This window comes from Paraburkholderia sp. UCT2, assembly GCF_014397665.1.
Taxonomy (GTDB): Bacteria; Pseudomonadota; Gammaproteobacteria; order Burkholderiales; family Burkholderiaceae; genus Paraburkholderia; species Paraburkholderia tuberum.
Genome location: NZ_VZQO01000005.1, coordinates 176,758 through 194,606, shown reverse-complemented (window position 1 = coordinate 194,606; position 17,849 = coordinate 176,758). Strand labels below are relative to the sequence as shown.

Below are 17,849 nucleotides of genomic sequence, written 5' to 3'. Positions count from 1 at the left end.
GGCCCGGCGTCGAGCCGCAATGGCGCACCGGACGGTGCACGCGGCGTCGCTCGCGATGGCCGCAATGGCTCGTTACGGCTATTCCGCCTCGCGCGCCGGCGCCAGGATCTCGCGATTGCCGTTCGACGACATCGCCGACACCACGCCCGAATTCTCCATCTGTTCGAGTAGACGCGCCGCCCGGTTGTAGCCGATGCGCAGATGCCGCTGCACGAGTGAAATCGACGCGCGGCGATTCTTCAGCACGACGTCGACCGCCTGATCGTATAACGGGTCCGACTCGCCTTCGGTGGACGCGGTTCCCGCCGAGCCTTCGTCGCCCTCGCCGCTCACGCCGCCTTCGAGAATGCCCTCGATATAGTTCGGCTCGCCCTGCTCCTTGAGCTTGTCGACGACGCGATGCACTTCATCATCCGACACGAACGCGCCGTGCACGCGCACCGGCAAACCGCTGCCTGGCGGCAGATAGAGCATGTCGCCCATGCCGAGCAGCGACTCGGCGCCCTGCTGGTCGAGAATCGTGCGCGAGTCGATCTTCGACGACACCTGGAACGCCATACGGGTCGGCACGTTGGCCTTGATCAGGCCGGTGATCACGTCGACCGACGGACGCTGCGTAGCGAGAATCAGATGGATGCCGGCCGCGCGCGCCTTCTGCGCGATCCGCGCGATCAGCTCTTCGACCTTCTTGCCGACGACCATCATCAGGTCGGCCAGCTCGTCGATGACGATCACGATGTTCGGCAAACGCGTGAGCGGTTCCGGATCGTCCGGCGTCAGGCTGAACGGATTCGGCAGCTTCTCTTCGCGCTTGGCCGCTTCGTCGATCTTGTTGTTGTAGCCGGCGAGGTTACGCACGCCGACCTTGCTCATCAGCTTGTAGCGGCGCTCCATTTCGGCGACCGCCCAGTTCAGCGCGTGGCCCGCCTGGCGCATGTCGGTGACGACCGGACACAGCAGGTGCGGAATGCCTTCGTAGACGCTCATTTCGAGCATCTTCGGATCGATCAGGATCATGCGCACCTGCTCGGCGCTCGCCTTGTACAGCAGCGACAGGATCATCGCGTTGATACCCACGGACTTGCCCGAACCGGTCGTGCCGGCGACGAGCAAATGCGGCATCTTCGCGAGATCCGCGCACACGGGCTTGCCGCCGATGTCCTTGCCGAGACCCATCGTGAGCGGCGACGCGGCATCCGCATACACGGCCGAGCCGAGAATTTCGGACAGGCTCACGGTCTGACGGCGCTGGTTCGGCAGCTCCAACGCCATGTAGTTCTTGCCCGGAATCGTTTCGACGACGCGAATCGACACGAGCGACAGCGAGCGCGCGAGATCCTTCGCGAGATTAACGATCTGACTGCCCTTCACGCCCGTGGCCGGCTCGATTTCATAGCGCGTGACGACGGGCCCCGGATACGCGGCGACCACGCTCACGTCGACACCGAAGTCCTTCAGCTTCTTCTCGATCAGGCGCGACGTGAATTCGAGCGTGTCCGCGGAAATGGTTTCCTGCGCGGCTGGCGCGGGATCGAGCAGCGCGATGGGCGGCAGCGTGGAGTCGCCGGGCAGATCGGTAAAGAGCGGCACCTGGCGTTCCTTCTCGACACGCTCCGACTTCGCCGGCGTGGCGAGCGGCGGCACGATCACTACGGGCTCGTGCTCCTCGATGCGCACGCGGCCCTTCTCGACCTTGCCTTCGCGCTTCACGGCGGCCGCTTCGCCGAGCTTGCGATCGAGCCCGGCCTCGCGGCGCAGCTTCGCGAACGTCACCGCGGAAATGATCGATTCGCCGACCTTCTCCGCGACCGACAGCCACGAAAAACGGAAGTACAGCGACAGCCCGATCCCGAGACCGAGCAGCAGCGCGAGCGTGCCACCGGTGAAGCCGAGCGCATGCGAGATGCCGCGCGCGACAGCCTCGCCGATCACGCCGCCAGGCGCGCGCGGCAACTGCACCTTCAGCGACCACATGCGCAGCGCCTCGAGGCCGTTGCACGACAGCAGCACGAGCATGAACGCGAACGCGTCCGCGAGCCAGCTTACGCCGCGCGGCGCGTCGTCGTCCTGCGGCTCTTCGTTGCGGGTGATCCGCTTGTAGTTCGCGGAGATGTGGCGGCCGAGCAGCACGATCCACCAGTAGGCGGACAGGCCGAACAGCAGCAGCAGGATGTCGGAAGTCCACGCGCCGACGCGGCCCGCCCAGTTCGAGATATGGTCGACCTGCGCGGCATGGGTCCAGCTCGGGTCGTGCCTGCTGTAGCTGACGAGCGACATCAGCAGGAACACGCCGAGGGCCACCTGCAGAATCCAGCGGATTTCGGTGAAGAGGCGCGACATGCGGTGCGGCAATGCCTGCGCGCTCGCGGTATAGGGAGCTTTTGCCATTGATCCTGTTGCCTGGGGTAGCCGGTTCAGGCTGAAACTGCCGCCGGGAACGCGGCCCGAGCCTCGCCGCGCACGGCTTCGGGCCCGATCCCGGCTACCGGAAACTTCGATCCGGGCTATTGTAAGCGCTGTGTCCCGCGCGAGGCTGTAAATGACGGTAACCTGGCTGTTTGACCACACACGCATGCGCGAGGCGCGCTGAATTCGCCGTATCGCGCCGCGGGCTCGCCCCGAGCGCCCACGCCGCCACGCTATCGCGGCGATCAGAAAGCTTGATGGCGCAGCGGCACGCCCCGCCCTTTATAATGCCCGACTGATACCCATCTACAGTTTCAGCTCAAAAACGCACGGCTACGCAGCGGCGAGCCGCGCGCCGTACAAGGATTCGATCATGCCCGCAACTGCAACGAAACACGCCAAGGTTCTGATTCTCGGTTCCGGTCCCGCCGGCTACACGGCGGCGGTTTACGCGGCGCGCGCCAACCTCGCGCCGGTGCTCGTCACCGGCATCGCGCAAGGCGGCCAGCTGATGACCACGACCGACGTCGAAAACTGGCCCGCCGACGCCAACGGCGTGCAAGGCCCGGAACTGATGGCGCGCTTCCTCGAGCACGCCGAGCGCTTCAATACCGAGATCATCTTCGACCACATCCACACGGCGAAGCTCGATGAGAAGCCGATTCGCCTGATCGGCGATTCGGGCGAATACACGTGCGATTCGCTGATCATCTCGACGGGCGCATCGGCGCAGTATCTCGGCCTGCCGTCCGAAGAGGCGTTCATGGGCAAGGGCGTGTCGGCCTGCGCGACCTGCGACGGCTTCTTCTACAAGCAGCAGCACGTCGCCGTGATCGGCGGCGGCAATACGGCCGTCGAAGAGGCGCTGTACCTCGCCGGCATCGCGAAGAAGGTGACCGTGATCCATCGCCGCGACAAGTTCCGCGCCGAGCCGATCCTGATCGACCGTCTGCTCGCGAAGGAGAAGGAAGGCGTCGTCGAGATCAAGTGGAACCATGTGCTCGAAGAAGTAACCGGCGACAACTCCGGCGTGACCGGCCTGCGCATCAAGCACACGCAGAGTGGCGAGACCACCGACATCGCGCTGCAGGGCCTGTTCGTCGCGATCGGCCACAAGCCGAACACGGACATCTTCGAAGGCCAGCTCGAGATGAAGAACGGCTACATCATCACGAAGGGCGGCCTGAACGGTTTCGCGACCGCGACCAGCGTGCCGGGCGTGTTCGCCGCGGGCGACGTGCAGGACCACATCTATCGCCAGGCGATCACCAGCGCGGGCACCGGCTGTATGGCCGCGCTCGACGCGCAGCGCTATCTCGAGACCATCAACGAGATGGCCGGCGAGCACGCGATGAGCGCGGAAGCGGACCGCTGATCCGCAGCGCGCTGCCTTATGTCGAGACGAAGTCCCGACAAACCGGCGCGACAGTAAAATGACGGTGGCGCAGCGCTGCTGTCATTGGCTCACGAAGGCCGCGGCTGAAATGCCGGCGGCCTTTGTCGTTTTTGCCGCTTTGTCAATGTGCGTCGAGCGCGTTGGCAGCACCACCGACCGACCTTTCCGCCTGTATTGCCGACATGCCGAAGAATCAGCCCCATCCGAACGAACCGAAACGCCCGCAAGCCGCCACGCGTCCCGCGCCCGCAACGGCTGCGCCCGCCGTCGCACCGAAGCTCGATCGCGCATCGGGGCTCGCCGGACTCGGTGCGTTGCGTGAAGCGTTGAAGGGCGAAGCCGAGCGGCGCGAGCGCGAACAGGCGGCGACGCGAGCGGCGCAGCGCGAAGCGGCCGCCGACGCCGATCTGTTCCGCCGCGAGATCGGCGAAGTCGCGCCGCTCGCGATTCCGCCGCGCGCGACGCTCACGCGCAATCCCCCGCCGCCGCTGCCGGTGCAGACGCTGCTCGACGAGGAGGCGGTGCTGCACGAAGCGATCTCCGACGAATTCGACCCCGAAGTGCTGCTCGAAACCGACGAAACGCTGTCGTATTGCCGCCCCGGCTTGAGCCGCGACGTAGTGCGCAAGCTGCGGCGCGGCGACTGGATCGTGCAGGCGCAGATCGACCTGCACGGCATGCGGCGCGAAGAGGCACGCGAGGCGCTCGCGGAATTCATCCGCGAATCGGCCAAACGCGGCCTGCGCTGCCTGCGCGTGATTCACGGCAAGGGTCTGGGGTCGATCGGCAAGGAGCCGGTGCTGAAGGGCAAGGTGCGCGCCTGGCTCGTGCAGAAATCCGAAGTGATCGCGTTCTGTCAGGCGCGCCCGCATGACGGCGGCGCCGGCGCGGTGGTCGTGCTGTTGCAGCCGGGGTCGTTGCCACCGCATGGGGCGAGCGCGAAGGTCTGAGGTCGATTTTTTCGGCCGTCGTTCGTCGTGGGGTAAACGGCCAGCCCGGCCGTCGCGCGGTGTGGCTCTCGTCGTCACCGCGTACTCGTGCTGTGCAACCGTCAAAGGTGATCGCGATGCCCGTGCTGCTTTATGCCCATCCGTTCTCGTCCTACTGCCAGAAGGCCCTGACCGCGCTGTACGAAAACGGTACGCCGTTCGAGATGCGCGTGCTCGCGCATGACGACCCGAAGGTCATGGCCGAATTGGCCGCGCTGTGGCCGATCAGGCGCTTCCCGGTGCTCGTCGACGGCGGGCGCACGGTGGTCGAGGCGAGCATCATCATCGAATATCTGGGCCTGCATTATCCGGGGCCTGTCACGCTGTTGCCCGCCGATCCGCGCGCCGCGCTCGAGGTGCGCACGATGGACCGCTTCTTCGACAACTACATTTCGACTCCACAGCAAAAAGTCGTGTTCGATAGCCTGCGTCCCGAAGCCGAGCGCGACCGGCGTGGCGTCGCCGATGCGCGCGCGCTGCTCGACACTTCGTACGCATGGCTCGACCGTCACATGGCCGAGCGCGAATGGGCCGCCGGCGACAGCTTCAGCCTCGCCGACTGCGGCGCCGCCCCGTTCCTGTTCTACGCCGACTGGACGCACCCGATCGACCCCGCGTTCGCGCACGTGCGCGCGTACCGGCAGCGGCTGCTCGCGCGGCCTTCGTTCGCACGCGCGGTCGACGAGGCGCGGCCCTACCGGCCGCTATTTCCGCTGGGCGCGCCGGAGCGGGATTGAGCCACGAGCGGCGGTGGCGGTTGCACGCGAACGAGGCGCGGCAGACAACCGGTTTTGCTGGCTGTAGACTTCCTGTCGTGTCGCAAACCTGTCCCGCCCTTCTTCTGGCTCACCACCCACAAGGCACACCATGGACCGTTTCGAAGCGATGGAGATCTTCACGCGCGTGGTCGAAGCGAACAGCTTCACCAAGGTTTCGGAATCGCTCGATCTGCCGCGCGCGAAGGTCAGCCGCACGATCCAGGCGCTCGAGGAACACGTCGGCGTGCGGCTCCTGAACCGCTCGACGCGCCAGGTCAGCGTGACCGAAGACGGCGCATCGTTCTACGAGCGCTGCGTGCGCATTCTCGCCGACGTCGCCGATGCCGAGTCGTCGCTGTCGAGCAAGCGCGAGAATCCGGCCGGGACGATCCGCGTCGACACCTCCGGCACGCTCGCGCGCTCGCTGCTGCTGCCCGCGCTCGACGACTTCTACGCGCAATACCCCGCGATCGACGTGCGCCTCGGTCTCGCGGACCGCAACATCGATCTGATCCAGGACGGCGTCGATTGCGTGATCCGCATGGGCACGCTCGACGAGTCGAGCCTCGTTGCGAAGCGCATCGGGCTTGCGCGCATCGTCACGTGCGCATCGCCCGCGTATCTGCGCAAGTTCGGCACGCCGACCACACTGGAGGACCTCGGCGAGCATCGCGCGGTCAACTACGTGTCCGCGCGCAGCGGCAGGACCTTCCCGTTCGAATACGAAGTGGACGGCGAAATCGAGCGCGTCGCGATGGATAGCACGCTCGCCGTCAACGACGGCTCGGTGTACATCACGGCGGCTGTGTTGGGCCACGGCATCATCCAGCCGTCGCGCTTCATGGTCGCCGAGCTGATCGAGCAAGGCGCGCTCACGGAGATTCTCGGCAACTACACGAGCCCCGGTACACCGCTGTCGATTCTGTATGCGCATCGCCGCAATCTGAGCTCGCGGCTGCGCGCGTTTATCGATTGGGTCAGCGAGCTCGCGCGCAACAATCCGGACTTGCATTTGCCCGAGGCGGCGTAACGGCTGCAAAAGAACAGAAGCCCCATGCGCAATTCAACGCATGGGGCTTTTCTGTAGCGACGGATTCAGCGCTTAGGCGACGACTTACGCAATCCGCTCTTCATTCGCCGGATCGAACAACACCGCCTTCGACGTATCGAACAGCAGCGTCGCAGTGTTCTCCGGTTGCGGGTTCGACGCCGGGTGCACGCGGCTCACCACGCGCTTGCCGTTGATCTGCGCGAACACCAGCGTGTCCGGACCGGTCGGCTCGATCACGTCGACCTTCACTTCGACCGGCTGCAGCTTCGAGTCGTCGCCGTGCGCGCCGCGCGCATCGGTGATGCGTTCCGGACGCAGGCCGAGAATCACGTTGTTGCCGACGTGCGAGCGCACCTTCGCCGAATCGAACGGCAGCACCAGCACCTTGCGCGCGACGCCCGTATCGAGTTCGATGCCGACGCCCGAGCCCTGCTCGACCAGCTTGCCTTCGATGAAGTTCATCGGCGGTGCGCCGATGAAGCCCGCGACGAACAGGTTCGACGGCGAGTCGTAGATTTCCTGCGGCGCGCCGAACTGCTGAACGATGCCGTCCTTCATCACCGCGATGCGGTCGCCGAGCGTCATCGCTTCGATCTGGTCGTGCGTCACGTAGACGATCGTCGTGCCGAGGCGTTGATGCAGCAGCTTGATTTCCGAGCGCATCTCGATGCGCAGCTTCGCGTCGAGGTTCGACAGCGGCTCGTCGAACAGGAACATCACCGGATCGCGCGCGAGCGCGCGGCCCATCGCGACGCGCTGACGCTGGCCGCCCGACAGCTGACCCGGCTTGCGATCGAGCAGATGCTTGATCTGCAGCGTGTTCGACACACGCTCGACAATCTGCGTCTGCTCCTGCTTCGGCACCTTGCGGATGTTCAGGCCGAACGAGATGTTGTCGCGCACCGTCATCGACGGATACAGCGCGTACGACTGGAACACCATCGCGATGTCGCGATCTTTCGGCGACAGGTTGTTGACCGTCTTGCCGTCGATCTGGATCTCGCCCTTGGTCACGGTTTCGAGACCGGCAATCATGTTGAGCAGCGTCGACTTACCGCAGCCTGAGCCGCCGACCAGAATCAGGAACTGGCCGTCTTCGATGTCGATGTTGACACCCTTCAGAACCGGCACCCCGTTCGGGTAGGTCTTGTACACGTCACGGATGGAAAGGCTTGCCATGCTGTGAATCCTCTAGTCTCTGGTACTGCTTGAAAACGTCTTGTCAGGCGACGACGGCACGCGTTCGGTGAAACGCCGTCGCTCCAGGGTGATTTAGCCCTTCACCGCGCCCGCGGTCAGGCCGCGCACGAAGTAACGTCCGGCGATGATATAGACGAGCAGCGTGGGCAGCGCCGCGATGATCGCGCCGGCCATGTCCACGTTGTATTCCTTCACGCCGGTCGAGGTGTTGACGAGGTTGTTCAGCGCCACGGTGATCGGCATCGAATCGACGCCGGAAAACACGATACCGAACAGGAAGTCGTTCCAGATCTGCGTGAATTGCCAGATCAGGCACACCATGAAGATCGGCAGCGACACCGGCAGCAGGATCTTCGTGAAGATCGTGAAGAAACCCGCGCCGTCGATCCGCGCGGCCTTCACGAGTTCAGCCGGCACGCTCACGTAGAAGTTGCGGAAGAACATCGTCGTGAACGCGATACCGTAGATCACGTGCACGAGCACGAGGCCGCTCACCGTGTTCGCCAGGCCGAGGATGCCTTCGAGGCGCGCCATCGGCAGCAGGATCGCCTGGAACGGAATGAAGCAGCCGACCAGCAGCATCGTGAAGATCGGATCGGCGCCGCGGAACCGCCAGTGCGTGAGCACGTAGCCGTTGAACGCGCCGATGATCGACGAGATCAGCACAGCCGGAATCACCATGCGCACCGAGTTCATGAAGAACGGCTGCATGCCGTCGCAACGCACCCCCGTACACGCGCCGCTCCACGCCTTGAGCCACGGCGCGAAGCTCCAGCTCGTCGGCGGCGTCAGCAGGTTGCCGGTGCGCAACTGGTCGATGTCCTTGAACGACGTCGACAGCATCACGTACAGCGGGAACAGGAAGTACAGCGCGAACAGAACCAGGGCCGCGTAAATGACGGCACGGCTAATCGTCATCTTAGGCTGCATTGCGGGTGCTCCTCGATTCCAGATACATCAGCGGCACGAGCACGGCCACTACGGTAGCGAGCATCATGATCGACGATGCCGCGCCGACGCCGAGCTGCCCACGGTTGAACGAAAACGTGTACATGAAGATGGCCGGCAGCGACGTCGACGTACCCGGACCGCCGGCGGTCAGCGCGACGACCAGGTCGAACGTCTTGATGGTGATGTGACAAAGGATCAGCAGCACGGAGAAGAACACCGGCCGCATGCTCGGTATCACGATCTTGCGGTAGATGGTCGGCAGGTTCGCGCCGTCCATCTGCGCGGCCTTGAAGATCTCGCTGTCGACGCCGCGCAAGCCGGCGAGGAACAGCGCCATCACGAAGCCGGTGGACTGCCAGACCGCCGCGATCACGATACAGAAGATCGCCCTGTCCGGGTCGCCGAGCCAGTTGAACGAGAAGCTCGTCCAGCCCCAGTCGTGAAACACCTTCTCGATGCCGATGCTCGGCGTCAGAATCCATTGCCACGCGGTGCCGGTCACGATGAACGACAGCGCCATCGGATACAGGAACACGGCGCGCAGCGCGCCTTCGTTGCGGATCTGCTGATCGAGCAGGATCGCGAGCAACAGACCCAGACCGATGCAGATACCGATGAACGGAATGCCGAACCAGCCGAGGTTCGCGGCCGAAGTCCAGAACACGTCGTTCTGGAACAGTTCGCGATAGCGGTCGAGACCCGCGAACTCCCAACGAGGCATCAGCCGCGAAGTAGACAGCGACAGATAGCCGGTGATTGCGATAAAGCCATACACGAAGATCAGGCTGATCACGACGCTGGGTGCGAGCACCAGCTTCGGAATCCAGCGATCGGCAAGGGCCGCCATGGGCGACGTGCGGCGGGTGACGGTGGCCGTTTTCCCGTTCCCGCTGATGGAAGCAGTCACTACTCGACTCCTGCTGAAACTGTACCGTCGGGCTGCCCGTGCACACATGGCGTGGGACCGCGACGGTCTGGGTGTGACTCCATGAAACCAGGGTGAGCCGGGTGGCGCCGGACTGCGCTACGAACGAAAGCAGCTCGAGGTCCGACTCGACACGGCCCGAAGGGCGCGCCCGGTGCTTCGGATGCAAGCCGCCGGGCGCAACACTTCGTACTTACGCTTACTTGGTCTTCGCTGCCTTCGCGAGAGCCTGAACCGCGGTCTTCGAATCTTCCTGCGAGTTCATGAACTTCGTGACGACGTCGGAGATCGCGCCTGCCGCGGCATCCGGCTGAGCCATGCCGTGAGCGAGCGACGGCACATAACCGCCGGCCTTGATCGCAATCTGCTCATCCGCGTACGACTTCTTCGCGCAGTCGTCGAACTTGTCCATCGGCACGCCGAGACGCACCGGGATCGAGCCCTTGTACAGGCTGAACTGCTCCTGGAACGCCGGCGACATGATCGTCTTCGCGAGCGCGAGCTGGCCCGGCGTCGCGGCCTTCTGGCCCTTCTGCTGGAAGAACACAAACGAGTCGACGTTGAACGTATAAGCCTTATCGGTGTTCGGCACCACCGCGCAGATGTAGTCCGTGCCCGACTTCTTGCCAGCGTTGGTGAACTCGCCCTTCGCCCAGTCGCCCATGAACTGCATGCCGGCCTTGCCGTTGATGACCATGGCCGTGGCGAGGTTCCAGTCACGGCCCGTACGGCCCGCGTCGAAGTAGCCCTGGATCTTGCGGACCGTGTCGAACACCTGAACCATCTTTTCCGAGGTCAGCGTCTTCTCGTCGAGGTCGACGAGCGCCTTCTTGTAGAAGTCCGCGCCTTCCGACAGCACGACGTCTTCCCACAGCGTCAGGTCTTGCCACGGCTGGCCGCCCATTGCGATCGGCTGAATGCCCGCGGCCTTCATCTTGTCGGCCACCGCGAAGAACTCAGGCCACGTGGTCGGCACCTTGCCGCCTGCCTTGTCCAGCGCTGCCTTGTTGATGTACAGCCAGTTCACGCGGTGCACCGAGAAAGGCGCGGCGACGTAGTGGCCGTCCGCCTGGATGATCTTGTCGATTTGCGGCGGCAGGTTCTTCTTCCAGTCGCCCGCGACCGAGTCGATCGGCACCAGCACGCCCTGCGAAGCCCATTCCTGGATCAGCGGACCCTTGATCTGCGCGGCGCTCGGTGCGTTGCCCGAGATCACCTGCGTCTTCAGTGCCGTCATGGCAGCCGCGCCAGCGCCGCCCGCGACCGCGAAGTCCTTCCACGTGTAGCCCTGCTTCGTCATGTCGTCCTTGAGGACGCCGACGGCCTTGGATTCGCCGCCCGAAGTCCACCAGTGCAGCACTTCGATCGACTCGGCGGCCTGCACGGCCGACACGCCACACATCAGACCCGCAGCGCACAGAGCGCCCATGATCGCGCGAAATTTCATTGCTTATCTCCTCCAGACACCTGAACAAAAAAACGAATGGCCCCTGATGTCGCCAGGGTGCTGTGGTTGGTTCAAACAGGCAAAACACTGGGCGATCGAGCACGGTCGGGCGCATGCGCGAGGGCATGTGCCGGCGGACCGATGTCCGGCCGCTGGACGCTCAAGAGGTGAGTGGTTCGGGATGCAACTGACTGTCTCCTCTTTTGATTTTTGCCTGCCCGCATCGCGCTGCAGACTCGAGGTACCTCATACGCCAACTCGACGCCAGCCTGACTTCGGCTGCGGGCAACGACCCCGCAAGCCCGTCGACTCCCCGGCTTTCCGTAAGGTCCGCCGGCACCCTGCTGGCGCGTACCGGAAGGCGTTGTCCCATTGTCCGTTAGCGTGCCGGGGACGCCCGCCGATTCGCAAAAAGCGTGCATTCCGTCAGTACAGCGCACGCTTTTTTCATCGAATTAACGCTACCTCTTGATTTGGATTGTAGTTAAACTACAATTCAGTGTCAAAAAATATTTTATCGGACTACGGTCGCTCTTCCGGGGCGCTGCGCGTGCAGTGTTCGATCAGCGCGGCGGCCCTTCAGGACATCGACGGAGACTCATGCATACCGACTCAAGCTTCACCTTCGTTCTCTTCGGCGGAACCGGCGATCTGTCGATGCGCAAGATCCTGCCCGCGCTGTTCGAGGCGCACCGCGCGGGCGGCATGCTCGCCGACAGCGGCAAGATCGTCGCGCTCGCGCGGCACGTCGAGGATCGCGGCGAGTATCTGCAGTGGGTCGACGGGCACGTCAAGCCGCATGTATCGAAGAACGGCCTCGACGAAGCCGCGTGGACGAGCTTCCTCGCGCGCATCGAGTTCGTGAAGATCGATCTCGGCAATCCGGATGACTTCGCGCAATTGCGCGACGCGATCCAGGAGATGCCCGGCATCCGCGTGTTCTATCTGGCGACGGGTCCGTCGCTGTTCGTGCCGATCTGCCATGCGCTCGCCGCGGTGGGCCTGAACCACAACGCGCGCATCGTGCTCGAGAAGCCGCTCGGCTACGACCTGAAGTCGTCGAACGCAATTAATGATGCGGTCGGCGAAATCTTCGCGGAAGAACAGATCTACCGGATCGACCATTACCTCGGCAAGGAGCCGGTGCAGAACCTGCTCGCGCTGCGCTTCGGCAATGCGCTGTTCGAGCCGCTGTGGCGCCGCGAGTGGGTCGAAAGCATCCAGATCACGATCGCCGAGGAACTCGGCGTAGAAGCGCGCGGCGACTTCTACGACAATACCGGCGCGCTGCGCGACATGGTGCAGAACCACCTGTTGCAGTTGCTGTCGATCGTCGCGATGGAGCCGCCCCACTCGATGGATTCCGACTCGGTGCGCGACGAAAAGCTGCGCGTGCTGCGCGCGCTCAAACCGGTCGAGCCGCAGGAAATCGGCAAGGTCGCGGTGCGCGGCCAGTATCATTCGGGCGTGATCCGTGGCAACACGGTCCCGGCCTACGCGACCGAGCACGGCGTGAAGCCCGATAGCTCGACCGAGACCTTCGTCGCGCTGAAGGTCGAGATCGAGAACTGGCGCTGGGCCGGCGTGCCGTTTTTCCTGCGCACGGGCAAGCGGCTCGCCGATCGCGTCGCCGAGATCGTCGTTAATTTCCGTGCGGTGCCGCATTCGGCGCTCGGCGCGTCGGCGCTGCGCGCGGGCGCGAACCGCCTCGTGATCCGTCTGCAGCCGAACGAGACGATTCGTCTGTACTGTCTCGCGAAGCAGCCAGGCGAGGGTATGAACCTCGCGAGCGTGTACCTCGATCTCGCGTTCGACCGGTTCTTCCGCGAAGGCCAGATGGAGGCGTATCAGCGGCTGCTGCTCGACGTGATCAACGGGCGCCTCGCGCTGTTCGTGCGGCGCGACGAACAGGAAGCCGCATGGCGCTGGGTCGAACCCATCCTGAACGAATGGAAGGCCTCGACCAAGCCGCCCAAGCCGTACGCGGCAGGCACGTGGGGACCGGCCGCGGCGAGCGCGATGCTCGCCCAGCACGGCACCTGCTGGCTCGAGGAAGAGAATTGAGTTTGATGAATTGATGGACGGCGCCGCGCGCGATGAACACCTCGGCGCGCGGCGCCGGCAACACCACCGACGAACTGAACGGAGTCGCGCCGGTATCGCGTCATGCGTTTGCAGGCCACCCGCCTTGCAGGCATCGTGCGAGAGCAGTCAGGCTGATTCCGCAGACCTAACAAGAAAGCAGCACGGAGGAGAAGTGATCGAGCTTCACGCTTTCGACGACCAGCGCGCCCAATCCGACGCGCTGGCGAAAGCGGTGGGCGACGCGTTACATGCGTCGCTTGCCGCACAGGCGGCCGGCACCGGCACGTCAACCCCGCTCGCGCGCCCGGCCATGCTGGCCGTGTCCGGCGGCAGCAGCCCGCGTCCGTTCCTGCAAACGTTGTCGACGCAGACGTTCGACTGGCCCCGCATCGCGATCACGCTGGTCGACGACCGCTGGGTGCCGGAGACCGATAGCGCGAGCAACGCGCAGCTCGCGCGCGCCACGTTGCTGCAGAACGCGGCGCAATACGCGACCTTCTGGCCGCTCGTCGACACCACCCAGGATCTGCATTCGCACGTCGCCGCGCTGAACGCGGACGCGCGCTTTGCCACGGCGCCCGACGTCGCGGTGCTGGGCATGGGCGAAGACGGCCACACCGCGTCGATCTTCGCCGATGCGCCCGAATGGGATCACGCGATCAACACGACCGAGCGTTTCGTCGCCGTGCATCCGGGCGCGGCGCCGCACGCGCGCGTGAGCTGGTCGCTGTCCGCGCTGAAGGACGTGAAGCATCTGTTTCTGCTGATCGCAGGGCCGCGCAAGATGGACGTGCTCAACGCCGCGTCCGCCGCGCTACAAAAAAATGCCATCTCGCAGCTGGCAAACGACAAGGGAGTGAGACTCGATGTCTACTGGTGTGCAAACTAAAGCTGTGCCGGGCGCGGTCCAGCACGCCGATGGACCGAGGCTCCTGGCCGACATCGGCGGTACCAATGCGCGTTTCGCGCTCGAGACGGGCCCCGGCGAAATCGGCTCGGTGCAGATCTATCCTTGCGCCGACTACCCGAGTGTCGCCGACGTCATCAAGAAGTATCTGAAGGACACGAAGATCGGCCGCGTCAATCACGCGGCGATCGCGATTGCGAACCCGGTCGACGGCGACCAGGTCAGCATGACCAATCACGACTGGACCTTTTCAATCGAAGCGACGCGCCGCGCGCTCGGCTTCGACACGCTGCTCGTCGTCAACGACTTCACCGCGCTCGCGATGGCGCTGCCCGGCCTCACCGATGCTCAGCGCGTGCAGGTGGGCGGTGGCCAGCGCCGGCCGAACAGCGTGATCGGCCTGCTCGGCCCCGGCACCGGCATGGGCGTGTCGGGCCTGATCCCCGCCGACGACCGCTGGATCGCGCTCGGCAGCGAAGGCGGCCACGCCACCTTCGCGCCCGCCGACGAGCGTGAAGATATCGTGCTGCAGTACGCGCGCAAGAAGTGGTCGCACGTGTCGTTCGAACGGGTGGCCGCGGGGCCCGGCATCGAGGTGATCTATCGCGCGCTCGCGGGCCGCGACAAGAAGCGCGTGCCGGCCAGCGTCAATACGGCCGATGTGGTCAAGCGCGCGCTCGAAGGCGAGCCGCTCGCGGCCGAATCGGTCGACGTGTTCTGCGGCATTCTCGGCACCTTCGCCGGCAATATCGCGGTGACGCTCGGCGCGCTCGGCGGCATCTATATCGGCGGCGGCGTCGTGCCACGCCTCGGCGAGTTCTTCGCGCGTTCGTCGTTTCGCCAGCGCTTCGAGGCGAAGGGCCGCTTCGAGGCGTATCTGCAGAACGTGCCGACCTATGTGATTACCGCCGAATACCCGGCGTTCCTCGGCGTATCGGCGATTCTGGCGGAGCAGCTGTCGAACCGCGCGGGCGGCAGCTCGTCGGCGGTGTTCGAGCGGATTCGCCAGATGCGCGATGCGCTGACGCCGGCCGAGCGCCGCGTCGCCGAACTCGCGTTGAACCACCCGCGTTCGATCATCAACGATCCGATCGTCGATATCGCGCGCAAGGCCGACGTCAGTCAGCCGACCGTGATCCGCTTCTGCCGCTCGCTCGGCTGCCAGGGGCTGTCGGACTTCAAGCTCAAGCTCGCGACCGGTTTGACCGGCACGATTCCGGTCAGCCACAGCCAGGTGCATCTCGGCGACACCGCGACCGACTTCGGCGCGAAGGTGCTCGACAACACCGTGTCCGCGATTCTGCAATTGCGCGAGCATCTGAACTTCGAGCACGTGGAACGCGCCATCGACCTGCTGAACGGCGCGCGGCGCATCGAGTTCTACGGACTCGGCAATTCGAACATCGTCGCGCAGGACGCGCACTACAAGTTCTTCCGCTTCGGCATTCCGACCATCGCGTACGGTGACCTGTACATGCAGGCGGCCTCGGCCGCGCTGCTCGGCAAGGGCGACGTGATCGTCGCGGTGTCGAAGTCGGGGCGCGCGCCCGAGCTGCTGCGCGTGCTCGACGTCGCGATGCAGGCCGGCGCGCAGGTGATCGCGATCACGTCGAGCAACACCCCGCTCGCGAAGCGTGCGACGGTCGCGCTGGAAACCGATCACATCGAGATTCGCGAGTCGCAACTGTCGATGATCTCGCGCATCCTGCACCTCGTGATGATCGACATTCTCGCGGTCGGTGTGGCGATTCGGCGCGCGGTGCCGAGCGACGACGTCGCCGAGACGGTCGAGAAAGCGCGCGAAGGCGCCGACGACGACGCGACGGCCGTGCTCGACTGGCTCAGCCACGGCGCTGCTTCGTCGGCGCGCGACTGAGCCTCCGTGAGCGGCTGTCCCGATCCGCTTGCGGTGAACGAATCCGCGGCGTGCGCATCGTCTTCGATGCGCACGCCGCGGGTTTTCCTGTTTGGGGACGCGAAAAGCGACCGATAATAGGCGCTCTATCTCCTGGCCGAAGCGCTTTGCCATGATCATCCGCCCGCATCTCCACTGGTTTCACATGCTGCTCGCGTGGCGCGGCTCGGTGCTGCCGCAGTTGCTGCCGCGGCTCCTGCTGATCTTCTTCATCTCGATCATTGCGCTCGCCGCACACGATCATCTGCTGCCCGTCAGCCTGAACCTGAACTCGATCGCGCCGTTCTCGCTGGTCGGCATTGCGCTCGCGGTGTTTCTCGGCTTTCGCAACAACGCGAGCTACGACCGCTGGTGGGAGGCGCGCAAGCTGTGGGGGCAGTTGCTCAATGAGTCGCGCTCGCTGACGCGCCAGGCGCTGACGCTGCCGTCGCGCGAGTTGCCCAAAGAAGAAGCCGCCGCGTTCCTGGCGATGCTGAGCGCGCTCCCGCATGCGCTGCGTCATCAGTTGCGCAAGACCGAACCGCGCGACGACCTTGCCGCGCGGCTGCCCCGCGCACTGTTTGAACGTGTGATTGGATCGCGCTACAAGCCAGCCGCGCTGTTGCTGTGCCTCGGCGAATGGGTGCAGCGCGCGGCACGCGCGGGGGCGCTCGATCCGATGGCGGTGCTCGCGTTCGACCGCAATCTGGGCGGGCTGTCGGATGTGATCGGCGGATGCGAGCGCATCGCGTCGACACCACTGCCGTTCGCGTATTCGGTGATGATCCATCGCACCGTGTACTTCTTCTGCGCGTCGCTGCCATTCGGACTCGTCAATAGCATCGGCATTTTCACGCCGGTGTTCGCGGTGTTCGTCGCGTACACGTTCATGGCGCACGAAGCGATCGCGTCGCAGCTCGAAGAACCGTTCGGCACCGACGACAATGACCTCGCGCTCAACACGATGTCCGCGATGATCGAGGATGCGATGCGCGATCTGCTCGGCGAGCCGGCGCTCACGCCGCCGCAGCCGCGCGAAGACCGTTATCGATGGGATTGAATGCGCGGTGGGCCGCGCCGGTCGGCGGCCGTCAGTGGTTGCCGACCGTTTCGGAGAGCCGTTTGATCGTCGCGACGCGCGCGCCGATGATGTCGATACGTCCGTGCTCGTCGACGAGTCGCGTCGACGCCGTCAGATACGCGCTCCACGCGCGTTGCGCGTGCACGAGCGTCGGCCGCGATTGCGCCGGCATCTTCGATTCGAGCACACGATAGTAGCGCTTCAGATCGAACATCGCGTGTTCGCAACGCGCGTCGGCGTTGCAGGTGCGCGGCCGGCGCGGCGCCGGACCGTTCGCATCGGCGAGCGCGCTGCGCAGCGCGAGCGCGCGGTCGCGCACCGGCTGCAGCTGCATGTCGGCTTCGGAAAGCACGTACATCGAACCCTGAGTCGTGGCGAAGACCGCGGCAAGCAACTGCTTCTCGGCATCGCGCGACGCGAGCCAGCTCGACTGGCTCCTTTCCCACAGCCTGCGCCGCGCGGGCGGCAGCTTCGCGAGCAACTGCTGGTACGCGTTGTCGACCGCGACCTTCCAGCCGATGCGCGCAGCGTCCATGCACTGCACCTGCCCCATCGTCGTCGACATGTCGGCGCGCGCGAGACACGCGCGCATCGACGCGTCGATCGGATCGGCGGCGGCCACCTCGGCATGCGCCGCCGGACTCGCGATGCCGCCGAACACCACCGTGCCGGCCGCCAGCGCGAAGGCCAGCACGCCGGCCCCGCGCCGCCAGCGGCCGATCGCTGCCAGGCCCGGCAGAAACGTCACCCACCCCATCG

General features: G+C 65.1%; 14 protein-coding genes. 8 read left to right on the top strand and 6 right to left on the bottom strand.

Annotation, left to right across the window (positions count from 1 at the left end; all coding sequences use genetic code 11):
* Positions 1 to 78 precede the first annotated feature (78 nt).
* Positions 79 to 2,388, bottom strand: a complete 2,310-nt coding sequence (locus F6X39_RS06545) for a DNA translocase FtsK (RefSeq protein WP_184021169.1) — start codon at positions 2,386 to 2,388, stop codon at positions 79 to 81.
* A 391-nt stretch (positions 2,389 to 2,779) separates the two neighbouring features.
* Between F6X39_RS06545 and trxB the strand changes: the two genes are divergently transcribed.
* From trxB to F6X39_RS06525, 4 genes are all read left to right on the top strand, one after another.
* Positions 2,780 to 3,781, top strand: coding sequence for a thioredoxin-disulfide reductase (gene trxB, locus F6X39_RS06540; RefSeq protein WP_184021156.1), 1,002 nt, complete (start codon positions 2,780 to 2,782; stop codon positions 3,779 to 3,781).
* Between the two features lie 203 nt (positions 3,782 to 3,984).
* Positions 3,985 to 4,752, top strand: coding sequence for a Smr/MutS family protein (locus F6X39_RS06535; RefSeq protein ID WP_184059794.1), 768 nt, complete (start codon positions 3,985 to 3,987; stop codon positions 4,750 to 4,752).
* A gap of 116 nt (positions 4,753 to 4,868) precedes the next feature.
* Positions 4,869 to 5,528 (top strand): glutathione S-transferase family protein, encoded by a 660-nt coding sequence (locus tag F6X39_RS06530; protein WP_184021154.1) that lies wholly within the window; start codon positions 4,869 to 4,871, stop codon positions 5,526 to 5,528.
* A 130-nt stretch (positions 5,529 to 5,658) separates the two neighbouring features.
* Positions 5,659 to 6,579, top strand: a complete 921-nt coding sequence (locus F6X39_RS06525) for a LysR family transcriptional regulator (protein WP_187616009.1) — start codon at positions 5,659 to 5,661, stop codon at positions 6,577 to 6,579.
* 84 nt (positions 6,580 to 6,663) lie between these two features.
* Here F6X39_RS06525 and F6X39_RS06520 read toward each other — a convergent pair whose 3' ends face one another.
* The 4 genes from F6X39_RS06520 to F6X39_RS06505 all read right to left on the bottom strand — a co-directional run bounded on the left by F6X39_RS06520 (position 6,664) and on the right by F6X39_RS06505 (position 11,123).
* The gene (locus F6X39_RS06520) at positions 6,664 to 7,779 is read right to left on the bottom strand and encodes an ABC transporter ATP-binding protein (protein ID WP_187616008.1); all 1,116 of its coding nucleotides are present in this window, start codon (positions 7,777 to 7,779) and stop codon (positions 6,664 to 6,666) included.
* Between the two features lie 93 nt (positions 7,780 to 7,872).
* On the bottom strand, positions 7,873 to 8,730 hold the full coding sequence (locus F6X39_RS06515; RefSeq protein WP_167368627.1) for a carbohydrate ABC transporter permease: 858 nt from the start codon (positions 8,728 to 8,730) through the stop codon (positions 7,873 to 7,875).
* Positions 8,720 to 9,658, bottom strand: a complete 939-nt coding sequence (locus tag F6X39_RS06510) for a carbohydrate ABC transporter permease (RefSeq protein ID WP_187614129.1) — start codon at positions 9,656 to 9,658, stop codon at positions 8,720 to 8,722. The genes F6X39_RS06515 and F6X39_RS06510 overlap by 11 nt, the downstream gene beginning before the upstream one ends.
* Before the next feature lie 217 nt (positions 9,659 to 9,875).
* Positions 9,876 to 11,123: an ABC transporter substrate-binding protein gene (locus F6X39_RS06505; RefSeq protein ID WP_184021114.1), complete on the bottom strand. Its 1,248-nt coding sequence runs from the start codon at positions 11,121 to 11,123 to the stop codon at positions 9,876 to 9,878.
* Positions 11,124 to 11,723: 600 nt separating this feature from the next.
* Between F6X39_RS06505 and zwf the strand changes: the two genes are divergently transcribed.
* The 4 genes from zwf to F6X39_RS06485 all read left to right on the top strand — a co-directional run bounded on the left by zwf (position 11,724) and on the right by F6X39_RS06485 (position 17,069).
* Positions 11,724 to 13,187: a glucose-6-phosphate dehydrogenase gene (zwf, locus tag F6X39_RS06500; RefSeq protein WP_184065371.1), complete on the top strand. Its 1,464-nt coding sequence runs from the start codon at positions 11,724 to 11,726 to the stop codon at positions 13,185 to 13,187.
* 193 nt (positions 13,188 to 13,380) lie between these two features.
* Entirely contained in the window at positions 13,381 to 14,097 is a 717-nt protein-coding gene (gene pgl / locus F6X39_RS06495) for a 6-phosphogluconolactonase (protein ID WP_187616007.1), read from the top strand.
* Positions 14,075 to 15,991: a bifunctional transcriptional regulator/glucokinase gene (locus F6X39_RS06490; protein WP_187614126.1), complete on the top strand. Its 1,917-nt coding sequence runs from the start codon at positions 14,075 to 14,077 to the stop codon at positions 15,989 to 15,991. Before pgl ends, F6X39_RS06490 begins: the two co-directional genes overlap by 23 nt.
* Before the next feature lie 151 nt (positions 15,992 to 16,142).
* Positions 16,143 to 17,069, top strand: coding sequence for a bestrophin family protein (locus tag F6X39_RS06485; RefSeq protein ID WP_187616006.1), 927 nt, complete (start codon positions 16,143 to 16,145; stop codon positions 17,067 to 17,069).
* A 31-nt stretch (positions 17,070 to 17,100) separates the two neighbouring features.
* On the opposite strand, the gene F6X39_RS06480 is transcribed toward F6X39_RS06485, so the two are convergent.
* Entirely contained in the window at positions 17,101 to 17,847 is a 747-nt protein-coding gene (locus F6X39_RS06480; protein ID WP_262413520.1) for a lysozyme inhibitor LprI family protein, read from the bottom strand.
* Positions 17,848 to 17,849: the final 2 nt, after the last annotated feature.